The sequence below is a fragment of the Burkholderia sp. PR2 genome (genome assembly GCF_052372875.1).
Lineage (GTDB): Bacteria > Pseudomonadota > Gammaproteobacteria > Burkholderiales > Burkholderiaceae > Burkholderia > Burkholderia diffusa.
The window spans coordinates 1,045,533-1,067,807 of the sequence record NZ_JBQRWH010000004.1 but is presented as its reverse complement, the minus strand read 5'-3'; the positions used below and the strand labels follow the sequence as shown (position 1 = coordinate 1,067,807).

Sequence of the window (22,275 nt, the reverse complement as noted above, 5' to 3'; positions counted from 1 at the left end):
CCGTCCGCGCTTGGTTGAAAATCGTCAGCCTACGCCGGGAAGAAGATCCACGACGTCAGCAGGAATACGGGCACCAGGATCACGAGCGCCCAGCCGAGATAGGCGAAGAAGCTCGGCATCCTCACGCCGCGCGATTCCGCGATCGCCTTCACCATGAAGTTCGGCGCATTGCCGATGTAGCTGTTCGCTCCCATGAACACCGCCCCCGCGGAAATCGCGGCGAGCGTCGTCGCGCCGGTCGTCATCAGCGCTTGCGCATCGCCGCCCGCGAGGTTGAAGAACACGAGATAGGTCGGCGCGTTGTCGAGGAACGACGACAGCAGGCCGGTCGCCCAGAAATACATCGCGTCGATCGGCTTGCCGTCGGGCCCCGTGACGAGATGAACGATCTGTGCGAACGCGCCGTCCGCACCCGCGCGCAGGATCACGATCACCGGCGCGATCGTCACGAAGATGCCCGCGAACAGCTTCGCGACCTCCTCGATCGGCGCCCAGTTGAATGCGTTGCCTTCGCGCGCCGAGCGCGGCGTCAGCGCGAGCGACGCGAGCGCCACGACGACCAGCGCGACATCGCGCACGAGATTCTGCAGTGCGACGTGCGTGCCCCACACGTCGAACGAGATGCCCGGCTTCCAGATGCCGCTCATCAGCACGAGGCCGATCACGGCCGCGAGCAGCACGAAGTTGACCTTGCCGTCGATCGACAGCGCGCCGCCGTCGGGCGTCGGGTCGAGTGCGGCCGGCCGCTCCTCACCGGCCTTCCGGTAGAAGTACGTATCGAGCACGAAGAAAAGCGTCAGCAGCACCGCGCAGATGAACAGCATCGGCAGCGCGAGATGCGTGGTCGTCCAGAAGAAGCTCACGCCATTCAGGAAGCCGAGGAACAGCGGCGGATCGCCGAGCGGCGACAGCGAGCCGCCCGCGTTCGCGACGAGGAAGATGAAGAAGATCACGACGTGCACGACGTGCTTGCGGTTATCGTTCGCGCGCAGCAGCGGCCGGATCAGCAACATCGCTGCGCCCGTCGTGCCCATCACGCTCGCGAGCAGCGTGCCGAGCGCGAGGATCGCGGTGTTCAGCTTCGGCGTGCCGTGCAGGTTGCCGTTGACGCAAATGCCGCCGGCGACCGTATAGAGCGCCGTCAACAGCACGATGAACGGGATGTACTCCTCGAGCAGCGCGTGCACGAGCGTACCGAACGCCGTGCTCGCACCGAACGCGACGGCGAACGGGACCAGGAACACGATCGCCCACGCTGCGGCGATCTTGCCGAAGTGGTGATGCCAGAACACCGGCGCGACGAGCGGGAACACCGCGATGGACAGCAGGATCCCGGCGAACGGGATGCCCCAGAGTGCGGACAGCGTGGCACCGTCGAGCGTGGCGGCCGATGCAAGCGCGGGAACGGCGCCAAGCGCGGCTCCCGACGCCATGCCCGCCCAGGCGGCATGTCGTTTCATGCAGAACTTCCTTGTGCGAGTGAGTCGAGTGAGGAGGGATCAGGTGCGTGCGTCATGCGCCGCGTACGACGATCACGTGAACGCGGTACGGGCCGTGCGCGCCCAGCACGATGGTCTGCTCGATATCGCCCGTGCGCGACGGGCCCGATACGAAATTGACCGCGCGCGGCAATTCGCCGCGCTCCGCGCGAATCAGCGCGAATGCGTCTTCATGGCCCGCGACGATCCGCGACGCCGGCACGATCGCGATGTGCGTCTCCGGCAGCAGCGCGGCCGATGCATAGGTGTCGGGGCCGGACAGCAACACCAGCGAACCCGTTTCGGCGGTTGCGCAGAAGCAGCCGGTGAGGCCGACGAGATCGCCGTCGCTCGGTTTGCGGCATTCGACCGACAGGCCGGCGCCGGCCCAGTCGAGCTCGGCCAGCGTGCGCCATGCGACGGCCTGCATCGGCAGGCGGTGAGCGGAAAGATAGCGGGCGGCGGCGGACGGCGCGTCAGCCAGTGTCGCGACTTCGTCGACCGTCGTCGAGAGGCGAACCGCTTCATCGCCGAATGCGGCGACGAGGTCGGCCGGCATCGGCGGGCGCGGCCCCTCGGGATGGCGGGCGAGGTAGTCGGCGACGCCGTCGCGCTCCGCTGCATCGGGTTCGGGCGCGCGTCGTTGCGACGCGCGAATGCGTGCGAGGATCTGGCGACGCGCAGCGGAAGTGTCCATGAACGGTCCTCGTGACGTTGGCGTGCGATACCGTCGGATTATACCGGCCGCCCTCGCCGCGACGCACCTGGCCGCATGGCCGACGCTTACTGCGATGCGTCCTCGTCGACCGGCTGCGCGATGCCGAACACCTGGCGCAGGTACGCAAGATACGCCTTGTCGTCGCACATGCTCTTGCCCGGCGAATCCGACAGCTTCGCGACCGGCTGTCCGTTGCAGCGGACCATCTTGATCACGATCTGCAGCGGCACGTAGCCGAGATCGTTCGTGAGGTTGGTGCCGACGCCGAACGCGAGCTTGCAGCGGTTGCGGAACCGTTCGTACAGCTGCATGACCTTCGGGATGTCAAGCGCGTCGGAGAACACGAGCACCTTGGTACGCGGGTCGCAGCGGTTCGCCTCGTAGTGGCGCAGCATGCGCTCGCCCCACTCGAACGGATCGCCCGAATCGTGGCGCGCGCCGTCGAACAGCTTGCAGAAGTACATGTCGAAGTCGTTCAGGAACGCATCCATCCCGTAGACGTCCGACAGCGCGATCCCGAGGTCGCCGCGATACTCCTTCGCCCACATCTCGAAACCATAGGTCTGTGAATCGCGCAGCCGCGGGCCGAGCGCCTGGCAGGCCTGCAGGTATTCGTGGGCCATCGTGCCGAGCGGCGTCAGGCCGTGCTTCATCGCGTAGAACACGTTGCTGGTGCCCGCGAACTGCGGCCCGAGCCCGTCGCGCAGCGTCAGCGCGACCTCCTCGTGCCACACCTTCGAGAAGCGCCGGCGCGTGCCATAGTCGGCGATCTTGCAGTCGGCGAACTCGGGCTTCGCGCCGAGCAGCTTGATCTTCTCGCGCAGCCGTTCGCGGCCTTCGCGATAATCGGGCTCGCGCTGCGTATTGCGGAAATAGACCTCGTTGACGATCGCGAGCGCCGGAATTTCGAACAGGATCGTGTGCAGCCACGGCCCCTCGATCACGATGTCGATCTCGCCGTTGCCCTTCGGAGAAGGCGTGATCGAGATGTATTTCTCGTTCAGATGGAACAGCGCGAGGAAGTCGACGAAGTCGCTCTTGATGAAGCGCATGCGCCGCAGGTAGTCGAGTTCGTCGTCGGTGAAGCGCAGCGAACACAGGCCGCGCACCTCGTCGCGGATCTCGTCGATGTACGGGACGAGATCGACGCCGGGCGTGCGACACCGGAACCGGTACTCGACGTGTGCGGCAGGAAAGTGATGCAGGACGACCTGCATCATCGTGAACTTGTAGAGATCCGTGTCGAGCAGCGAAGTGATGATCATGATTGCGGTACCGCCAATATCGAGACACGGCCCCGGCGCACCGCGCGCCGCCCGGTCTGCCGGCCATGTTACCCGAATGCGGGCCCGACCATCGTGAAACCGCCTCCCCCTTGCCCACCGCGTCGTGCGGCCGGCCGCACGCACCGCGCCCACGGTCGGCCCCATAAACTAATCACGAAACGATATAAGCCGGAAAGCCGACCACGCCATGCGGGTTTTGCGCTTCAGTTACAATGCCGCTTTTGGCGCAAACGCCACCCCATATATACCGCGAAGCAGGAGCGTTTTAATGACTCACGTTGTGACCGAAGGCTGCATCAAGTGCAAATACACGGATTGCGTGGATGTGTGCCCGGTGGATTGCTTCCGTGAAGGTCCCAACTTTCTCGCCATCGATCCGGACGAGTGCATCGACTGCGCCGTGTGCGTCGCCGAGTGCCCGACCAATGCGATCTATGCCGAAGAAGACGTTCCGGGCGACCAGCAGCAGTTCACCGAGCTGAACGCCGAACTGGCGAAGAACTGGCCGTCCATCACGAAAACGAAGCCGGCACCGGCCGACGCGGACGAGTGGAAGGACGTGCAGGACAAGCTGCACCTGCTCGAACGCTGATCGCGCAGCGGCGCCGCAAATTTTTTTGCACTCCGCCGCTCAAAAGAGTTGACAGGTTAGCGAACGCTCCATAAAATCTCGTTTCTCTGCTGTTGTTGTTTGTTCCCCGATAGCTCAGTCGGTAGAGCGCCGGACTGTTAATCCGTAGGTCCCTGGTTCGAGCCCAGGTCGGGGAGCCAAAAACGCAAGAGCCCGTTGAAAGTGGACGGGTTTTTTGTTGGCCATCAAACAAGCACGCAGATGTACCGATTTATTCCCCGATAGCTCAGTCGGTAGAGCGCCGGACTGTTAATCCGTAGGTCCCTGGTTCGAGCCCAGGTCGGGGAGCCAGACAGCAAAAGGCCCGTCATTCGACGGGCCTTTTGTTTTTCCCGCGCCCGTCGGTCACCGCCGCGCATGCTAGAGTCTCTGTCCCGCATTCGCATCCGGTTCCGTCGATGAAGCATCGCCTCCTTTCCGCCGCGCCGTTCGCCCTTCTCCTCTCCGCCTTTGCCGCCGCGCCGCTCGCGCACGCGGAGGAAGTCGGCAGCGTCAACACCCATTTCCGCGTGACGGGCTCTGACCGCGTGGTCGTCGAAGCGTACGACGATCCGCTCGTGACGGGCGTCACCTGCTACGTGTCGCGGGCGCGCACCGGCGGGATCAAGGGCACGCTCGGCGTCGCCGAGGATCCGAGCGAAGCGTCGATCGCGTGCCGGCAGGTCGGCCCGCTCAGCTTCAAGGAGCCGCTCAAGCAGCAGACCGACGTGTTCAGCGAGCGGATGTCGTTCATCTTCAAGACGCTGCACGTCGTGCGTGTGGTCGACAAGAAGCGCAACACGCTCGTCTACCTGACCTACAGCGACCGCATCGTCAGCGGCAGCCCGAAGAACGCCGTGACCGCGGTGCCGATGCCGGCCGGCACGACGATTCCGGTCAAGTAAGCCCGCGCCGGCCGGGCGCTCGAGCGATACACTGTCGATTCGACCGCCCCCCGCGCCCGACCATGTCCGCCACCCGCCTTCTTCCGGACTCCGCACGTTACTGGCGCACGCCGCTGCTGCCAGGCGCGGATCTGCTCACGGCTACCTATCGCGACCATACGTTCGCGCCGCACTGGCACGACGCGTACACGATCCCCGTGATCCTCGAGGGCGCGGAGCGCTACACCTGTCGCGGCAGCGGCCATGTCGCCGAAACGGGCACCGTGCCCGTGATCAATCCCGGCGAAGTGCACACGGGCTCGCGCGCGACCGACGAAGGCTGGTGCTATCGCGTGAGCTACGTGCCGGTCGACTACATTCGCGCGCTCGCGAGCGCGATCGCGGGGCGCCCGCAGGACGCGCCATGGTTCCCGTCCGACGTGATCCGCGACGCCGATCTCGCGGCACGGCTCGCGCTGGCCCACCGGATGATGGAGGCCGGCAGCGAATGCATGCCGGCGTTCTATCCGCACGAGCAGCCGGCCGCCGACGCTCCGGCCGCCGCGGCAGCGCGCGTCTACGATCCGCTCGCCGCCGAAACGGCGATGCTCGATGCATTGTCGACACTGATCGCGCGCCATGCCGACGCGCGGCTGCAGCCGGCAGTCCTTGCGGCCGACGAGCCGCGCGTCGACGCGATGCGCGAGAGGCTCGCCGCCGATCTCTCCTGCACTGTCACGCTCGACGACGTCGCGCAGGCTGCCGGCCTGTCGCCGTTCCACGCAGCGCGCCTGTTCACCCGGACGATCGGGATGCCGCCGCATGCATGGCGCAACCAGCTGCGGCTGCAGCGCGCACTGGCGCCGTTGCGCGCGGGCGTGTCGATCGCCGACGTCGCCGCGGCCAGCGGCTTCGTCGACCAGAGTCACTTCTCCCGACATTTCAAACGAATGTTCGGCGTACCGCCCGGACGCTGGCAAGCGCGCTGACGCGCACGCCCCACCCTGCATTCGACAATACGCGGCAACTGGCACGCAGGTTGCGCCGCCGGCACCGCGGGCGCAAGAACGTACAAGCCGCCACGGGCAGCGCTCCGCTATCCTGCATTTCATGGAGACGCACCCCTTGAATCCCGCACCCACAAACTCGCCCCCGCCCCGCCGCCCGCTCAACGAATGGCTCGACGGCGCACGCGACACGATCCCGATGATGATCGGCGCGGCGCCGTTCGGCGTGATCTTCGGCACGCTGGTCGGTGGCGGCCCGCTCGCCGCATGGCACGGCACGCTGATGTCGCTCGCGGTGTTCGCGGGCTCCGCGCAATTCATCGCGCTCGGCCTGATCGCCGGCAGCGCAAGCTTCGTCGTCGTGCTTGCGACGACGCTGATCGTGAACCTGCGTCATCTGCTGTACAGCGCGACGCTCGCGCCGTACGTCGCGCACCTGCCGCTGCGCTGGCGCGCGACGCTCGGTGCGCTGATGACCGACGAAGTGTTCGCAGTCGCCTACGCGCACTACCGGCACTTCCCGCCCGGTGCAATCGGCCCCCACTACTTCTTCGGCTCGGGCCTCGCGATGTACCTGAACTGGCAGGTCTGGACGCTCGCGGGCATCGGCTTCGGCGCGGCCTTCCCGGGCCTCCAATCGCTCGGCCTCGATTTCGCGATGGCGGCGACATTCATCGCGATCGTCGTTCCGCAACTCGGCACGCTGCGCTATTTCGCGGCCGCCGCGACGGCCGGCACGCTCGCGTACTTCTGGCAGGGCTGGCCGTACAAGCTCGGGCTGCTGGGCGCGGTCGCCGCCGGCGTCGTGGTCGGCGTCGCGCTGACGCTGCGGCACGAGCGTTCGCGCACCGCTTCACGCACGGAGACCGCATCGTGAGCTACGCGCTGCTGATCCTCGGGATGGCCGTGATCACCTATGCGATCCGGACGACACTGTTCCTGTTCGGCGAGCGGCTGACCTTCCCACCGCTCGTGCGGACCGCGCTCGGCTTCGTGCCCGTCACCGTGCTGACCGCGATCATCGTGCCGATGACCGTCTCGCCGCACGGCGGCACGGCCGAATTGACCTGGCGCAATCCGCAGCTCGTCGGCGCGCTCGCCGCCGTGGCCGTATCGGCGACGACACGCCGGCCGCTCGTGACGATCGCGGTCGGGCTCGCGGTGTTCTTCATCTGGCAAGGGATCGTGATGCCGCACTGGCTGCCGGCCTGAGCGAACGTCGCCGGCCGTGCTCAAGTTTTCGCCCGGCGCGCCGATATCGGGTATGAAGACCCGCCATCGGCCTCGGCGCGAACCGGTCCGTCGACGCTGCGCCCGCACCGGTGCGCGGTGTCGGCCGCCGACCCGCGCGGGCCGCCATCGAGACGATTCATGGGCCAGATCACCCTTTCCCTCAAAGACGACACGCTTGCGTCCCTGCGCAAGGACTACGACGCATTCGTGCGCGTGTCGCTGAAACTCGACCCGCAGTTCGCGACGCCGTCGTTCGAGGATTTCCTGCGCGCCAAGCTGCTCGACAACATGGTGCCGCTGACCGAGCATGCCGTGCAGCGGATGCTCGAGGGCGGCCAGTACGCGTGGGCGAAGCGCACGCTCGACAAGGAATTTCCCGACGTCGTCGCGATCCTGATGCGGCAGGCCGGCGAATTCGGCTTCGGCTTCGCGTCGCGCTCCGAATGGACCCCCGACGAGCTCGCGAAGGCATGCCGCGACTGGGCCAAGGCGATCGTCGCCGAAGCGCAGGGCGACGCGTCGCTCGTCGATCCGCTCGCCGCGCAGATCAAGGGCGCGGTGCACGACATCCAGACGCTCGAGGAAACGATGCAGACGCCCGCATGGCGGCTTGCGGAATCGCTGCGCCAGCGCGTCTACGAGGCGAAGCTCGCGTGCGAGATGAGCGTCGGCAGCGCCGCGCGCGACAAGCTCGGCGAACTGCGCGGCCTGCTGCGGCTCGGGCTCGCGCACGGTTCGTTCCAGAAACAGGAAGCGCAGCAGATCATGGAATACCTGCGGCTGCTGAAGCCCGACATCTTCGTCGACGAGCCGTACGACGTATTCGCGCGGCTTGCCGCGTGGCTGCGCAGCGTATTCACGCCGTCCGTCGCGCGGCCGGCGCACGGACCGGGGCCGGAACAGCACCGGCCATGACGGCCCGCGTCCACGCATGAAGAACGGCCCGGTTCGCGCGAAGCGAACCGGGCCGTCGATCGATCGCCGTCACGACGCGCCGTCCGGGGCGAACGTCGTGCGACGTCGGGGGCCGCTTACTGCGCGGCGCCCGTGGCCGATGCACCGCCCTGCACGCCGGCCGACGCGCCGCCTTCGACCGCCTCGTCGCCCACCTTCGACTTCGCCGAGCCGGCATGATGCTTGGCCGACTTCGCCGCGTGCTTCGCGTGCTTCTTGGCCGAGTGGACCGACGACGCCGCCGTGTCCTTCGCGCCGTCGGCTGCCGCACCGACCGCGTCGGTCGCGCCGCCGACCGCATTGCCCGACGCGTTCGCGCCGGCACCGCCCTGCATGCCCGCACCAGCGCCTGCCCCTGCTGCCGGCGCCTGCGCCTGCACGCCGGCACCTGCGGTGCCCTGTGCCGCGACGCCCGTCTGCGCGAATGCGGCCGAAGTGGCAAACGCCGTCAGCGCGGCACCGATCAGCATCGTACGAATCTTGGACATGAGAATCCTCCTCAAGAAGTTGTGGGCGCGGACCGCCTCGATGCGATCCGTCGCGTCCCCTGCCGCAACACGCAGCAGGTACGACGAAAGACCCGCAGGCCGCACGTCCGGTTCTCCAATCTCTCAGACTGTTACCCACCGTTTCATTTGCTGACGAATCGCTCACAGTCCTTAACAACTGCTGCGCGCGGGCCTGCACGACCGTCCGCACTCGCGCGCCGGCCCTCGGTGCCGTATGATGCGGGGCGATTCCTCCCGCGCATCGCGCGCATCCTTCGTCATGCCCAATCTGGATTTCACGCTGACCGGCGAATACGTCGAGCTGCACAACCTTCTCAAGATCACCGGCCTCGCGGACAGCGGCGGCACGGCGAAGATGTTCGTCGCGTCCGGCGCGGTGAAAGTCGACGGCGTGGTCGAACTGCGCAAGACCTGCAAGATCCGCGCGGGTCAGGTCGTGCTGTTCGGCGACACGCGGATCGCGGTTCACGACGCGTAGCGGTTCCCCCTGACCGTGACATAGCCATCGGCCCGCGCGTTCGACACCGTTCGAATAAAGCCGTAAGCTAGCCGTCTCTCAAAATAAATACAGACAGCGCGGGCCCGCACCCGCGCGAGCGCTCATTCCATGTCGCATTCCGGTCTTACGCGGACGGCCGCCGCGCCGCCGTCCCTGTCCAGTCATGCCGCCGATACCGCGCGCCTCGCCGCGCCGCTTGCGATCGCGCAGCTCTCGCAGATGGCGATGAGCGTCACCGACACGGTACTGCTCGGCTCGCTCGGCCCCGATTCGCTCGCGGCGGGCGGCCTCGGAGCGAACTTCTTCTTCGTCATCGTGACCGTCCTGCAGGGCGTGCTCTCGTCGGTCAGCGTGAGCGTCGCGCATGCGCGCGGCGCGCAGGCGGAACACCGCGTGCCGCACATCTACTGGACCGGCTTCGTGCTGTCCGTGCTGCTCGCGATTCCGGCGATCGTCGCGCTGTCGCTGTCCGAACCGATCCTGCTGATGTTCCACGAGCCGCCGACGCTCGCGCATCACGTCGGCGAGTACACCGGCATCCTGCGGTTCGCGGCGCTCGGCAGCCTGATCGGCGTCGGACTGATGCGCGCATTCCTGCCGGCGATCGGCGCCGCACGACGCCTGCTGTGGGTTTCGATCGGCGGCGTCGGCATCAACGGCGTGTTGAACTACGGGCTGATCCACGGCGCATTCGGCTTGCCGCGGCTCGGCTTCCTCGGCTCGGCGGTCGCGACGACCATCACCATCTGGCTCACCGCGCTCGCGCTGATCTGGCTGCTGCACGGCCGCCAGCGGTTCCGCCATTTCGTGACCGCCTCCCGTCCGAAACTGCCCTTGATGGGCGAGCTGATCGGCATCGGCTGGCCGGTGGCGATCACGTACGGGGTCGAATCGACGCTCTTTCTCGCCACGGGTCTCACCATCGGCGTGCTCGGCGCGACGTCGCTTGCCGCGCATCAGATCGCGCTGAACGTCGCGTCGGTCGCGTTCATGGTGCCGCTCGCGATCGGCCAGGCCGCCAACGTGCGGGTCGGCTACTGGGTCGGCGCCGGCCAGCCGGTCGCCGCGCGACATGCGGGTTTCGTCGCGCTCGGCCTCGGCGTCGCGTTCATGTCGCTGTCGGGGCTCGTGCTGATCGTCGCGCCGCATGCGATCGTCGGCCTGTATCTGCAACTCGACGACCCGGCCAACGCGGCGACCGTGTCGCTGGCCGCATCGCTCCTCGGCATCGCCGCGGTGTTCCAGATCGTCGACGGCATGCAGACCGTCGGGTCTGGCGCACTGCGCGGACTGCGGGACACGCGCATCCCGATGCTCGCGGCAACCTTCGGCTACTGGGGCATCGGCTTCCCGACCGGTTACTGGCTGGCATTCCATGCCGGCCTCGGCGCTCGCGGCCTGTGGTGGGGGCTCGCGGCCGGCCTCGCGAGCGTCGCCGTGCTGATGGCCTGGCGCTTTCACCGGAAGACCTCGTCGCTCGTCGCGCCGACGCGTTGAGCTCGGCACGACGCAAAATCGCAGCCGGCGCTATGCTTGTCGGTTGAAGCCCCAGGACGCCGCGCCAACGGCGCGATTGCCTCACGATACGCCAGACGCCGCACGACCCGCGGCTTTTCCCTTCCCCAAGAGGAGTGCATCATGAACGAAGCAGTTCGGATGGAACGCGACACGTTCGGCGAGATCGCCGTGCCGGCCAACCGGCTCTGGGGCGCGCAGACGGAACGCTCGCTGCAGAATTTCCGGATCTCGACGGAGAAGCAGTCGCCCGAGCTGATCCACGCGCTCGCGATCGTCAAGCGTGCCGCGGCCGCCGTGAACCAGTCGCTCGGCGTGCTGGCCGACGAAAAGGCGCGCGCGATCATCGACGCGGCCGACGAGATCATCGCGGGCAAGCATCCGCGCGAATTCCCGCTCGCGGTCTGGCAGACGGGCTCCGGCACGCAGACCAACATGAACCTCAACGAGGTGATCGCGAACCGGGCGAGCGAGCTGCTCGGCGGCGAGCGCGGCGAAGCACGCAAGGTCCACCCGAACGACGACGTGAACCGCGGCCAGTCGTCGAACGACGTGTTCCCGACCGCGATGCATATCGCGGCCGCCTACGCGATTGTCAACCACCTGCTGCCCGCGCTGCGCACGCTGCGCGCGACGCTCGACGCGAAGTCGAAGGCTTTCGCCGACATCGTGAAGATCGGCCGCACGCACCTGCAGGACGCGACGCCGCTCACGCTCGGGCAGGAGTTTTCCGGCTACGTCGCGCAGCTCGACCAGGGCGTCCGGCACGTCGAATCCGCGCTGCCGCACCTGTACGAACTCGCGCTCGGCGGCACCGCCGTCGGCACCGGGCTGAACGCGCATCCGGAGTTCGCGGTGCGCGTGGCCGACGAGATCGGCCGGCTGACGAAGCTGCCGTTCGTGACCGCCCCGAGCAAGTTCGAGGTGATGGCAGCCGCCGACGCGCTGGTGTTCGCGCACGGCGCGCTGAAGACGGTCGCGGCCGGCCTGATGAAGATCGCCAACGACGTCCGCTGGCTTGCGAGCGGGCCGCGCTGCGGGCTCGGCGAACTGTCGATTCCGGAAAACGAACCGGGCAGCTCGATCATGCCGGGCAAGGTGAACCCGACGCAGTCGGAAGCCGTGACGATGCTGTGCTGCCAGGTGTTCGGCAACGACGTCGCGGTCAACGTCGGCGGCGCCAGCGGCAATTTCGAGCTGAACGTGTTCCGACCGATGATCGCGCACAACGTGCTGCAGTCGGTGCGGCTGCTCGCCGACGGCGCGCAGAGCTTCAACGACCACTGCGCGGTGGGCATCGAGCCGAATCGCGCGCGCATCGACCTGCTGCTGAACGAATCGCTGATGCTCGTGACGGCGCTCAATCCGCACATCGGCTACGACAAGGCCGCGCAGATCGCGAAGAAGGCGCACAAGGAAGGCACGACGCTGAAAGCCGCCGCGCTCGCGCTCGGCTACCTGACCGAGGCGGAATTCGACGCGTGGGTGCGGCCCGAAGAGATGATCGGATCGCGGTAATCGCGGGGAGGCGACGCGATGACGGGCGCGGCACGCATGCGCGGCGCCCGTTGTCGTCAGACGGTGCCCTTCGCCACTTCCTCGGGCTTCATCTCGACGATCTTGTCGAGCGCGGCGCGCACGTCGGCCGCATATTTTGCGAGCACCTTCTGTTCGTCGGTCTCGGGCACGAACGGCGGCACCGGCACCGGGTTGCCGTTCTCATCGACCGCGACGAACACGACGAGGCAATCGGTCGTCTGGCGCAGTACGCCGCCCTTCGGATCGCCGGCGTGCACGGACACATGGATGTGCATGCTGGTGCGCCCCGTCGCGACGACGCGCGCCTTCAGTTCGACCAGGTTGCCAACGAGGATCGGCCGCTGGAAGCGGATGTTGCCGACGCTGACCGTCACGCAATAGCGGCTCGACCAGACCGCCGCACACGCATACGCGACCTCGTCGATCCACTTCATCAGCGCGCCGCCATGCACCTTGCCGCCGAAGTTCACGGACGACGGCTCGGCGAGGAAGCGGAATACGGTTTCGGTGCGGTCGAGGGCGGCCGGTACGGGGGACGGTTGGGACATCGTGGTAGCTCCAGGCGGCGGGGGCACTGCAATCGGCGCATTATACGTTGCACTGCGGCAACACGTCGCGGTGCCCGCCGCGCCGCAGCGACGGCACGCCCACCCGAGCACTGAGCCGGCATCGGCACCGCAAGCTGGCGCCCGTCAGCGGCGCATCGTGATGCCCTGGTCGATCGTCCCGTACATCTCGAGGCTGCCGCCCCGCGCGCCGGCGGCACCCGCACCGCCCTGCGCACAGGCCGCGCAGAGGAACGCGGCCACCAACAGGCAGAAAATCGTCTTCATCGTTGCATCGTGTCGCATCCGGCGGCCCACTGCCGCCGCGTCGGGTCATTCTACGCGCGCGACCGGCAACCGCGCGTCGCACACCGCCCCGCCGCATCTGACATTTCATCCGAACGCGAAACATCGAATGCGCGCAGCGCCTACACTGCAGGCATTCCGCCTGACGAGACACGACGATGACCGATCAAGACGACCACCACTTTCCAGGCCTGAGCCGGATCGGCGCACTGATCGCCGATCCCGGCCGCGCCGCGATGCTGTGGGTGCTGATGGACGGCAGCGCGCGGCCGGCCGGCGAACTGACGATGATCGCGGGGCTGTCGCCTTCCGCGGCGAGCGCGCACCTTGCGCGCCTGACCGAAGGTGGCCTGCTCGCGCTCGACGTGCGTGGCCGGCACCGCTACTACCGGCTCGCGTCGGTCGACATCGCGGCGTCGCTCGAGGCACTCGCAAACGTGGCCCGCGCGGCCGCGCCGAACCGTCCGGTGCCGCCGCCGTCGCGCACGGTGCCGGCCGAACTGCGCTACGCGCGCACCTGCTACGACCACATGGCCGGCGAGCTCGCGGTCCGCATCTTCGACGGGCTCACCGCACGCGGCTGGCTGCAGGCGGACGGCGATGCGATCGAAGCCACCGAACTCGGCACGCAGGCGCTCGGGCGCTGGGGCATCGACGTCGCACAGCAGCGCACGCGCCGCCGCCGTTTCGCATGCCGCTGCCTCGACTGGAGCGAGCGCCGCCCGCATCTCGGCGGCGCGCTGGGCGCGGCACTGCTCGACAGCTTCTGCGCGCATGGCTGGATCGAGCGCACCGTGCGGCCGCGCGTGCTGCGCGTCACCGTGCCCGGACAGCAGATTTTCGACGACTGGCTTACGTCCGCTTGACGTGCGCATTGCGACCGGATGACAACGGCGCGCGATGGACAGGTTTTGTTACATCGCGTGCCATACGACTTACAAAACACTGAGCACTGAAACAGGCCGAGCGGATATTGTGAACTCGACGGCACGAATCGACGCGCCGCGATAACGACGAAGACGCTCATCATGGCCTCCCTGTTCACGCTCAAGCGAACCGCCCACTGCACGCTGCTCGCTGTCGCCACGCTGGCGACCCTGCCGTCCGCATTCGCGCAAGCGACACAGGCCGCGGCGTATGCGGCCGCCGCCCGACAGCCGGGTGGCGATCCGCCGAGCCGCGTCGCCCGGCTCAACTACATGTCGGGTGCCGTGACGACGGAACCCGCCGGCACCGATACCTGGTCGTACGCCGCCGTGAACCGGCCTCTGACGACCGGCGACCAGCTGTGGAACGATGCCGGCGCGCGCTCGGAACTGCACATCGGCTCGACCGCGGTGCGTCTCGGCGAATCGACGAACCTGTCGGTCCTGAACCTCGACGACAACACGACGCAGCTGAAAGTCGGGCTCGGCACCGTGTCGACCCACGTACGCGATCTGCCGCCCGGCGGAGCCTACGAAATCGATACGCCCAATCTCGCGCTCGGCATCACGGGCCCCGGCGACTATCGCGTCGATGTCGCGCCGAACGGTGCGACCACGACGGTCACCGTCCGCAGCGGTAGCGCGACCGTCTACGGCAGCAACGGGCAGTATCCGCTGTCGCCCGGGCAGCAGGTCGTGTTCGCCGGCACCGACCTGCAGGTCGCACAGCAATCGGCCGCACCGGCCCCCGATGGGCTCGACCAGTGGGCCGCCAGCCGCGATGCGGCCGAGCAGCGCTCGGTGTCGGCCCGCTACGTATCGCGCGACGTTCCCGGCTATCAGGACCTCGACGCGAACGGTACGTGGCGCGAAACCCCGAATTACGGCGAGGTCTGGGTGCCGAACGACACGCCGGCCGACTGGGCGCCGTATCACGACGGTCACTGGATCTGGCAAGCGCCGTGGGGCTGGACGTGGGTCGACGATGCACCGTGGGGCTTCGCGCCCTATCACTACGGCCGCTGGGCCTATGTCGACGATAGCTGGGCATGGGTGCCCGGCCCGATGGTCGTCAGCCAGCCGCCCGTCTACGCGCCAGCGCTCGTCGCGTTCGTGGGTGGAGGCGGCGGTCCCGACTGGAGCGTCGCCCTGACGGTCGGCGGCGTCGCCGCGGCCGGCTGCGCGTGGTTCGCACTCGGCCCGGGCGAAGCCTGGCATCCCGGCTGGGGTGGCTGGAGCCCGCATTACTACGATCGCGTGAACCGGAACATCGTGGTCAACAACGTGACGGTCAACAAGACCGTGAACGTGACGAACATCACCAACATCACGAACATCAACAAGACGTACGTGAACTTCCGCGCGCCGCACGCGATCACGGCCGTGCCGGCGTCCGCGTTCGTGCACGGTCAGCCAGTCGCGCACTTCTCGCAGCGCGTCGATCCGCAGCAATGGCGCAACGCGCACGTGATGCCGGGCACCCCCGGCATTGCGCCGGTACGCCAGAGCTTTACCGGCGGACTGCGCACGGCCAGCTACCGCCCGCCGGCAGCGATCGGACAGCACACGTTCGTCGCGACGCGCAATCCGGCGGTACCGGCCGCATATCGGGACCAGGCGGCCGCGCATCTCGCCCGGCAAGGCGCGCGCGTGCCGGGCGCGGGCGCGCCCGTCGCGAAGACGAACGTGCCGGCCGACTATACGGCTCGCCCGGTCCGCGTTCCGGGCAACCCGAAGGCCGGTGCATGGGCGATGCGCAACGTTCAGCTCGTGAACCCGCACGGTCCTGTCGTGCAACCGGCGCACGCGCCGCGCGACGGGCAGCCAGCCCCGGCACAGGCACTGGCCGCACGGCCGGGTGCGCCGATGCCTGTCGTGCCGAATGGCGCGCGGCCGACGAACGGCGAAGGCCCCAATGCGCCGCGCTTCACGAACGGCACCACGCCGCAGGCACCGGGCAATCCGGCTGCGCATCAGGCATTGGGCCCTGGAAATGGCGTCCCGCACCCGCCGACGTCCGCCAACACGCCGACCGGGCACGACAACACGCATGCTGCCGCGGCGCCCGCGCCCGCGTGGATGCAACCGCATACGCCGATGGAGCGTCAGCGCCCGACGCCGCCGACGGCTCTCCACGCAGCGGGACAGAATGCACTGCCGCCCGTGCGCGGCGCGGCACCGGCCCAGCATCCGGAAGCCGCGCCCAGTACGCAACTCGGCGGGCGGCAGGAAACGCCGCGCGCGTTGCCGCAACCACGGCTCGATACGACCGCGCAGATTCCGCAGCCGCGTCCGCGTCCTGACTTCGCGGCACCGGCGCAGCATGCGCAGCCGCGGCCCGAGCGGGCCGCCCCGACACCGCAACCGCGCCCCGAATTCGCGCAACCGGCACCAAGGCACGAAGTCGCGCCGCCGCGCGTGAACGAGTACCGCCCGCCCGCGCCGGCCGTACACGAAATGCCGCGACCGCAGCCGCAGGCTCCGCGCATGGAGCCCCGGCCGTCGATGCCCGCGCCGCACATGGAACCACGGCCGCAACCGGCGCCACACGTCGAGGCGCCGCACCCGAGCAACCCGCCGCCCGGCGGCCACGACGAGCGGCACCGCCAGTAACCGCGCCCGATGAAACGGAAAGGCCCGACCGGCGAATGCCGGTCGGGCCTTCTTCATTCCGTCTGGCGCGGATCGCGTAACCCGCACCGCCGCGCCGTCAACCGCCGGGGCTCAGACCGCCATCGGCGCGGTCAGCGGCTCATGATGCCGATAGCCGACGAGCGAGAAGTCGGACGGCTCGATCTGCTCGAGCCACTCGGGCGCATAAACACCCGTCTTCGCGTAGTCCGGCACGCGCTCGGCAATCTCGAGCCGCGGGCTGTCGTACGGTTCGCGCGTGAGCTGCTGCTGCAGCATGTCGAGCTGGTTCTCGTAGATATGCGCGTCACCGATGAAGTACGTGAACCAGCGCGGCGTATAACCCGTCAGCCGACCGACGAGCGACAGCAGCGCAGCCCCTTCCGTCAGGTTGAACGGCGTGCCGAGCCCGACGTCGTTGCTGCGGATGTACAGACACAGCGAAATCTCGCGCTTCGTGACGTTCGGCAGGAACTGGTACAGCAGATGGCACGCGGGCAGCGCGATCTGGTCGAGTACGGCCGGATTCCACGCGTGAAACAGAATGCGGCGATCGGCCGGGTTCTCCATGATCGTGTCGAGACACTGGCGCAACTGGTCGATCGCCTTGTACAGGAGCACCTTCGGCGCACCGTCCTCGTCGAAGCGCGTGACGATCCGGAAACCGCGGCGCGTCGCGTCGGCGACCTGCGCGTCGGCGCCCGCGTCGAGCACCTTGTAGCCGGGCCACTGGCGCCATTGCACGCCGTACACGTCGCCCAGGTCGTCGACGCCCTGGCGGTACGGGTTCGCGAGCCACTGCGCATTGTCGTTCGCGTTCGCGTCCCACACCTTGCAGCCGAGCGCGCGGAAATCGGCCGCGCTGCGCGACGCCCGCAGGAAGCCGACCAGTTCGCCGATCGCGGACTTGAACGCGAGCTTCTTGGTCGTCACGGCCGGGAAACCTTGCTGCAGGTCGAACCGCAGCATCGCACCGGGCATGCTGATGGTGCGGATGCCCGTGCGGTTCTCCTGCCAGGTGCCGGTGTCGAGGATGGTGCGAACGAGGTCGAGGTACTGTTTCATGCGGGTTCCTTCGGCCGCGAGGGCGGCCGTCACCCGCCAATTTTAGCAAGCGTGACGCGGAACCTCCGGCAACGGCGCCGAAAACCCTCCCAGCGGGTCGCTGCGATCGCGCATGCCATGCGCGCACATCAGCCGGTACAGCGTGACACGCGACACGCCGAGTTCGCGCGCCGCATCGGCGAAACGGCCGCGGTGGCGCAGCAGCGCCTGCTCGATCGCCTGCCGTTCGGCCGCTTCCCGCGCCTCGGTCAGCGAGACGGGCGCCAGGATCGCGAATTCGTTGAGTTCGAGATCGGCTGCGGTAATCATCCGGCCCTCCGACATCACGATCGCGCGGCGCACGCGATTGATCAGCTCGCGCACGTTGCCGGGCCACGAATAGCCGTACAGCGCGGCGATCGCATCCGGCGAGAAGCCACGCAGGCGGCGATGCGCATCACCCTTGAAACGCTCGAGCATGTGGCGCGCCAGCAACTCGATATCCTTGCCGCGCGCGCGCAGCGGCGGCTCCTCGATCTTCAGCACGCACAGCCGATGGAACAGGTCCTCGCGGAACAGCCCGTCGCGCAGCGCCGCTTCCATGTTCACGTGCGTCGCGCAGATCACGCGCACGTCGACCGGCACCGACACATGCGCGCCGAGCCGCTCGATCTTGCCTTCCTGCAGGAATCGCAGCAGGCTCGCCTGGCTCTCGAGCGGCAGGTCGCCGATCTCGTCGAGAAACAGCGTGCCGCCGTTCGCGGCCTCGACACGGCCGATCTTGCGCTGGTTCGCGCCCGTAAAAGCGCCGCGCTCATAGCCGAACAGCTCGGCTTGCAGCAGCGTCGACGGAATCGCACCGCAATTGATCGCGACGAACGGCGCCTGCGCGCGCGCCGAGCGCTCGTGGATCGCAACGGCCGTCAGTTCCTTGCCGGTACCCGATTCGCCGGAGATGAACACCGGCGCATCGGTCGTGGCGACGCGCCGGATCGTCCTGAAGAGTCCGAGCATCGCGTCGCAGGTGCCGACCATCTCGCCTTCGGCGCGCCCGGCGCCGACGGGCGCCGCCACCGGGTCGGTCAGTGCGACCATGCCGTGCGCATGGCCGATGGTCTCGACGATGCGCGACGCCTCGTACGGCATCGTCACGTAGTCGAAGCAATAGTCGCGAATGAGATGCCGCAGCGACGCGTCCTGCAACTGCCCACGCCGGGTCGCCGCGATCCAGCCGATGTGCTGGATGCTCAGACACGTTTCGAGTTCGCGCAGATCCGCGGGCCGAAAGCCCGGCGAGAAATCAAGCAGGCCGGCGGTTGCCACGCCGTGCTGCACGACACGCCGCACGTCGCGTGCGCTTTCCGCAAGATCGACGCGCCACCCGCATTCGTCGAAACGCCCGCGCAACGCGTCGTTCGGCTCGCGCGAGAAATAGATCACATGCCGCTGCTCGGCTCCCATATGCCCACCCCGTTCATCAACCGTCTAACGATTGCAGCACACGCCAAGTCGCGTGCTAAAGGATCGAACCGGGTCAGCCGAAGCGGCTCGATTCGCCATGCCGATGCGCGGCGACGACCAGCCTCGCATGATGGCGCTTGTCTCGCGTCCAGTTATTTTTGGGTCACGACGGCTTAGTTATAGGCGCTGAATACGACAAACCGATTGCAGCGCAAATGGGCGAGCGGCCGAATCGCTCAATGGTCGACGTTTATCAATCATCTGCACATAAGCACACGCGCAGTGACGCGTACCTGCATCGACACACGCCCAGATTTTCATCCTTGAAGCGTATCGAATGAATCCGCAGTACTCCCAAGCCCCTTCGTTTCACGCTTGAAACATTTCCCGGCGTTTTCGATTGCGATTCACGATGCTCCCCCGCGAATCGCAGACGCGACAATGCTCTTCGCCCGATGGCATGTATTTCGCTGAATGTGCAACGGATCGGAGAAGGCAGCCATGCGAACACTTTTTTCACGGTCTTGTGTGCAGATGACGATTGCATTCGCGCTCGCGTGTCCGTTCATGCCGGCCCGCGCGGAAGAAAGCGCGCGGCCCGAACGCGCGATGCTGCTTGCCGATAACGCGCCGCACACGCAACAGGACAACCGCATCGGTATCGTGCCGGTCGCCGCACCCCAACCGCGTTCGTCGAGCAAGACATGGGTGACGCTGTGGGACGAGCTCGCCCCGCCTACTCCGCTGCCGGTACCGATTCCTGTTCCGCTTCCCGGCAACGCACAGCATGCGATGGAGGGAAACGCCGGAAACCGCGTGCATCAATAATCTGCTCACGACGCCACATGCCGCTCAATTGATGAGGATTACAGACGAGCGAGATGAGTCAGGTCAATTCACACAGCGCCGATATCTCGACGCGAACCGTTTTTGTGTCCGTCCCCCGGCGGGCACTCTTTTTATTCAGGACATTACGGCGCAAAGGCCGCACCTCGTCGCCACCGTCGGCGAGGTGCGGCGGACCGGAATCTGCCAAGGCGCCCGCGCATCCGCATCGATGCGGTCGCGCGCCGCCATTCCGGTAGAATCGGCGCCATTCCGGTTCTCCTCTTCTCCGACCTTCATGACGACGTTGACCCTGATCGTCGCGCGCGCCCGCAACGGCATCATCGGCCGCGACAACCAGTTGCCCTGGAAACTTCCCGAGGACCTCGCGTTCTTCAAGCGCACGACGATGGGCGCGCCGATCGTGATGGGCCGCAAGACCCACGAGTCGATCGGCCGGCCGCTGCCGGGCCGCCGCAATATCGTCGTCACGCGCGACGCAGCGCGCCGCTTCGACGGCTGCGACACCGTCACGTCGCTCGCCGATGCGCTCGCGCTCGCCGCGCGCGACGGGGTGGCCGAAGCATTCCTGATCGGCGGCGCACAGCTCTATGCGGAAGGTCTGGAACTCGCCGACAAGCTGGTCGTCACCGAGATCGACGCGGACTTCGACGGCGATGCGTCGTTCCCGGCGCCCGATCCCGCGCACTGGCAAGAAGTGTCGCGCGATCCGCACCAGGCCGCCGCGCCGAACACGTTCGGCTATGCGTTCGTCGTCTACGCGCGCAAGCGCGACTGACACGCGGCACACGACAAAAAGCCCGACCGGCGCACTCACGCCAGTCGGGCTTTTTCGTTTCATGGCGGCCGACGCCGCGCCGCTTACTGGCCGGCGATCGTCATCTGCTCGATCAGCACCGAGCCCGTTTCCTTCGTACCGCGCACGATCGAATCCGCGCCGATCGCGACAATATGCCGGAACATCTCCTGCAACGTGCTCGCGACGGTGATTTCCTCGACCGGATATTGGATCACGCCGTTCTCGACCCAGAAGCCGGCCGCGCCGCGCGAATAGTCGCCGGTCACGTAGTTCACGCCCTGCCCCATCAGCTCCGTCAACAGCAGGCCCGTGCCGAGCTTCTTCAGCATCGCGTCGAAATCATCGCCCGGCTGCGTGTTCGAACTGCGCAGCGCGAGGTTGTGCGAACCGCCCGCGTTGCCGGTCGTCTGCGTGCCGAGCTTGCGCGCCGAATAGGTCGACAGGAAGTAGCCTTCGACGACACCGTCGCTGACGACGCTGCGCGCACGCGTGCGCACGCCTTCCTCGTCGAACGGCGCGCTGCCCATTGCACGCGGCACGTGCGGATCCTCGACGACCTGCACGTGCGGTGCGAACACCGGCTTGCCGAGGCTGTCGACGAGGAACGACGTCTTGCGGTACAGCGCGCCGCCGCTGACGGCCTGCACGAATGCGCCGAGCAGGCCGGCCGCGAGCGGCGCCTCGAACAGCACGGGCACCTTGCGGGTGTCGAGACGGCGCGCGCCCATCCGCGCCAGCGCACGCTCGGCCGCATAGCGCCCGACGGCTTCCGGCGCAGCGAGGTCGACCGCGCTGCGCTTCGACGAATACCAGTCGTCCCGCTGCATGTGGCGGCCGGTGCCCGCGATCGGCGCACACGCGATGTAGTGGCGCGAGTACGGGTAGCCGGCAAGGAAGCCGCGCGACGTCGCGAGCACGAACTGCGAATGCTGCGCCGACACGCTCGCGCCTTCCGAGTTGCGGATCTGCGGACTGACCGCGAACGCGGCGTCCTCCGCGCGACGGGCGAGCTCGACGGCCTCATCGGCCGTCAGCGCCCACGGGTGGTAGAGATCGAGGTCGCGCGGGTCGGTTTCGAGCAGCTCGGCCTCGGCGAGGCCGGCCGCGTCGTCCTCGGCCGTGAAGCGCGCGATGTTGTACGCGGCGGCGACGGTATCCTTGATCGCGGCCGGCGAGAAGTCCGACGTGCTCGCGTTGCCGCGCTTCTTGCCGATGAACACCGTCACGCCGACCATCTTGTCGCGGTTGTGTTCGATCGTCTCGACCTCGCCGCGGCGCACCGACACCGACAGGCCGTCGCCTTCGGAGATTTCGGTCGCGGCGTCCGTCGCGCCGAGCGCCTTCGCATGGCGAAGGATGTCCGAGGCAATTTCTTTGAGCTGGTCCTGCGTGTGCGGGAAATAGCGCGCTTGTACGTCGAGATTGGCTGCCATCGTCGTGATATCCGGTGGCGGGCGAGCCGCCCGCATGTTCAAAATGTTGCGT

22 protein-coding genes and 2 tRNA genes are annotated in these 22,275 nt (G+C 67.6%); 15 read left to right on the top strand and 9 right to left on the bottom strand.

Translation table 11 applies throughout. The features are described from left to right. Positions 1-29: 29 nt before the first annotated feature. From ACT2FV_RS22235 to pncB, 3 genes are all read right to left on the bottom strand, one after another. Complete coding sequence (locus ACT2FV_RS22235) at positions 30-1,460, bottom strand: sodium:proton antiporter (protein WP_059607007.1); 1,431 nt, start codon at positions 1,458-1,460, stop codon at positions 30-32. A 52-nt stretch (positions 1,461-1,512) separates the two neighbouring features. Beyond that, entirely contained in the window at positions 1,513-2,175 is a 663-nt protein-coding gene (locus tag ACT2FV_RS22230) for a LutC/YkgG family protein (RefSeq protein WP_444504810.1), read from the bottom strand. An 86-nt stretch (positions 2,176-2,261) separates the two neighbouring features. Next, the gene (gene pncB / locus ACT2FV_RS22225; protein WP_059607002.1) at positions 2,262-3,461 is read right to left on the bottom strand and encodes a nicotinate phosphoribosyltransferase; all 1,200 of its coding nucleotides are present in this window, start codon (positions 3,459-3,461) and stop codon (positions 2,262-2,264) included. A gap of 289 nt (positions 3,462-3,750) precedes the next feature. Here pncB and fdxA point away from each other — a divergent pair, with 289 nt between their 5' ends. The 8 genes from fdxA (at position 3,751) to ACT2FV_RS22185 (ending at position 8,131) form a co-directional block, all read left to right on the top strand. Further along, positions 3,751-4,074: a ferredoxin FdxA gene (fdxA, locus tag ACT2FV_RS22220; protein WP_011544919.1), complete on the top strand. Its 324-nt coding sequence runs from the start codon at positions 3,751-3,753 to the stop codon at positions 4,072-4,074. A gap of 103 nt (positions 4,075-4,177) precedes the next feature. Continuing rightward, positions 4,178-4,253, top strand: a tRNA-Asn gene (locus ACT2FV_RS22215). 75 nt (positions 4,254-4,328) lie between these two features. Continuing rightward, a tRNA-Asn gene (locus ACT2FV_RS22210) sits at positions 4,329-4,404 on the top strand. Positions 4,405-4,511: 107 nt separating this feature from the next. Then, complete coding sequence (locus ACT2FV_RS22205; RefSeq protein WP_059607001.1) at positions 4,512-4,997, top strand: CreA family protein; 486 nt, start codon at positions 4,512-4,514, stop codon at positions 4,995-4,997. Positions 4,998-5,059: 62 nt separating this feature from the next. Beyond that, a complete protein-coding gene (locus ACT2FV_RS22200; protein WP_444504809.1) occupies positions 5,060-5,965 on the top strand; it encodes an AraC family transcriptional regulator in 906 nt (301 codons plus the stop codon). Between the two features lie 121 nt (positions 5,966-6,086). Beyond that, positions 6,087-6,860 (top strand): AzlC family ABC transporter permease, encoded by a 774-nt coding sequence (locus ACT2FV_RS22195; protein WP_444504808.1) that lies wholly within the window; start codon positions 6,087-6,089, stop codon positions 6,858-6,860. Beyond that, entirely contained in the window at positions 6,857-7,195 is a 339-nt protein-coding gene (locus ACT2FV_RS22190) for an AzlD domain-containing protein (RefSeq protein ID WP_124623352.1), read from the top strand. Before ACT2FV_RS22195 ends, ACT2FV_RS22190 begins: the two co-directional genes overlap by 4 nt. Positions 7,196-7,354: 159 nt before the next feature. Further along, positions 7,355-8,131, top strand: a complete 777-nt coding sequence (locus tag ACT2FV_RS22185) for a DUF4088 family protein (RefSeq protein WP_444504807.1) — start codon at positions 7,355-7,357, stop codon at positions 8,129-8,131. A gap of 116 nt (positions 8,132-8,247) precedes the next feature. On the opposite strand, the gene ACT2FV_RS22180 is transcribed toward ACT2FV_RS22185, so the two are convergent. Beyond that, positions 8,248-8,658: a hypothetical protein gene (locus tag ACT2FV_RS22180; protein WP_444504806.1), complete on the bottom strand. Its 411-nt coding sequence runs from the start codon at positions 8,656-8,658 to the stop codon at positions 8,248-8,250. A 280-nt stretch (positions 8,659-8,938) separates the two neighbouring features. On the opposite strand from ACT2FV_RS22180, the gene ACT2FV_RS22175 reads away from it, so the two are divergent. The 3 genes from ACT2FV_RS22175 to fumC all read left to right on the top strand — a co-directional run bounded on the left by ACT2FV_RS22175 (position 8,939) and on the right by fumC (position 12,211). Further along, positions 8,939-9,157, top strand: a complete 219-nt coding sequence (locus tag ACT2FV_RS22175) for an RNA-binding S4 domain-containing protein (protein ID WP_006753074.1) — start codon at positions 8,939-8,941, stop codon at positions 9,155-9,157. A gap of 129 nt (positions 9,158-9,286) precedes the next feature. Beyond that, positions 9,287-10,675, top strand: coding sequence for a multidrug efflux MATE transporter NorM (gene norM, locus ACT2FV_RS22170; protein WP_444504805.1), 1,389 nt, complete (start codon positions 9,287-9,289; stop codon positions 10,673-10,675). A 141-nt stretch (positions 10,676-10,816) separates the two neighbouring features. Further along, a complete protein-coding gene (fumC, locus tag ACT2FV_RS22165) occupies positions 10,817-12,211 on the top strand; it encodes a class II fumarate hydratase (protein ID WP_151047001.1) in 1,395 nt (464 codons plus the stop codon). Between the two features lie 56 nt (positions 12,212-12,267). Here the strand turns inward: fumC and ACT2FV_RS22160 are convergent, their stop codons facing one another. After that, positions 12,268-12,780, bottom strand: coding sequence for an acyl-CoA thioesterase (locus tag ACT2FV_RS22160; RefSeq protein ID WP_014897688.1), 513 nt, complete (start codon positions 12,778-12,780; stop codon positions 12,268-12,270). 144 nt (positions 12,781-12,924) lie between these two features. After that, positions 12,925-13,065 (bottom strand): hypothetical protein, encoded by a 141-nt coding sequence (locus ACT2FV_RS22155; RefSeq protein WP_444504804.1) that lies wholly within the window; start codon positions 13,063-13,065, stop codon positions 12,925-12,927. Positions 13,066-13,241: 176 nt separating this feature from the next. Between ACT2FV_RS22155 and ACT2FV_RS22150 the strand changes: the two genes are divergently transcribed. Further along, complete coding sequence (locus tag ACT2FV_RS22150) at positions 13,242-13,949, top strand: ArsR/SmtB family transcription factor (RefSeq protein WP_124623362.1); 708 nt, start codon at positions 13,242-13,244, stop codon at positions 13,947-13,949. Between the two features lie 162 nt (positions 13,950-14,111). Next, positions 14,112-16,622: a DUF6600 domain-containing protein gene (locus ACT2FV_RS22145; protein ID WP_444504803.1), complete on the top strand. Its 2,511-nt coding sequence runs from the start codon at positions 14,112-14,114 to the stop codon at positions 16,620-16,622. A 111-nt stretch (positions 16,623-16,733) separates the two neighbouring features. Here ACT2FV_RS22145 and ACT2FV_RS22140 read toward each other — a convergent pair whose 3' ends face one another. After that, positions 16,734-17,705, bottom strand: coding sequence for a thymidylate synthase (locus ACT2FV_RS22140; RefSeq protein WP_059607103.1), 972 nt, complete (start codon positions 17,703-17,705; stop codon positions 16,734-16,736). 42 nt (positions 17,706-17,747) lie between these two features. Beyond that, a complete protein-coding gene (locus tag ACT2FV_RS22135) occupies positions 17,748-19,145 on the bottom strand; it encodes a sigma-54 dependent transcriptional regulator (RefSeq protein ID WP_151047031.1) in 1,398 nt (465 codons plus the stop codon). A 534-nt stretch (positions 19,146-19,679) separates the two neighbouring features. Between ACT2FV_RS22135 and ACT2FV_RS22130 the strand changes: the two genes are divergently transcribed. Both ACT2FV_RS22130 and ACT2FV_RS22125 read left to right on the top strand, forming a co-directional pair. After that, entirely contained in the window at positions 19,680-19,973 is a 294-nt protein-coding gene (locus ACT2FV_RS22130; protein ID WP_239007111.1) for a hypothetical protein, read from the top strand. A 295-nt stretch (positions 19,974-20,268) separates the two neighbouring features. Next, positions 20,269-20,769, top strand: a complete 501-nt coding sequence (locus ACT2FV_RS22125) for a dihydrofolate reductase (RefSeq protein WP_124902128.1) — start codon at positions 20,269-20,271, stop codon at positions 20,767-20,769. 83 nt (positions 20,770-20,852) lie between these two features. Here the strand turns inward: ACT2FV_RS22125 and pmbA are convergent, their stop codons facing one another. Then, a complete protein-coding gene (gene pmbA / locus ACT2FV_RS22120) occupies positions 20,853-22,223 on the bottom strand; it encodes a metalloprotease PmbA (RefSeq protein WP_059523791.1) in 1,371 nt (456 codons plus the stop codon). Positions 22,224-22,275 lie beyond the last annotated feature (52 nt).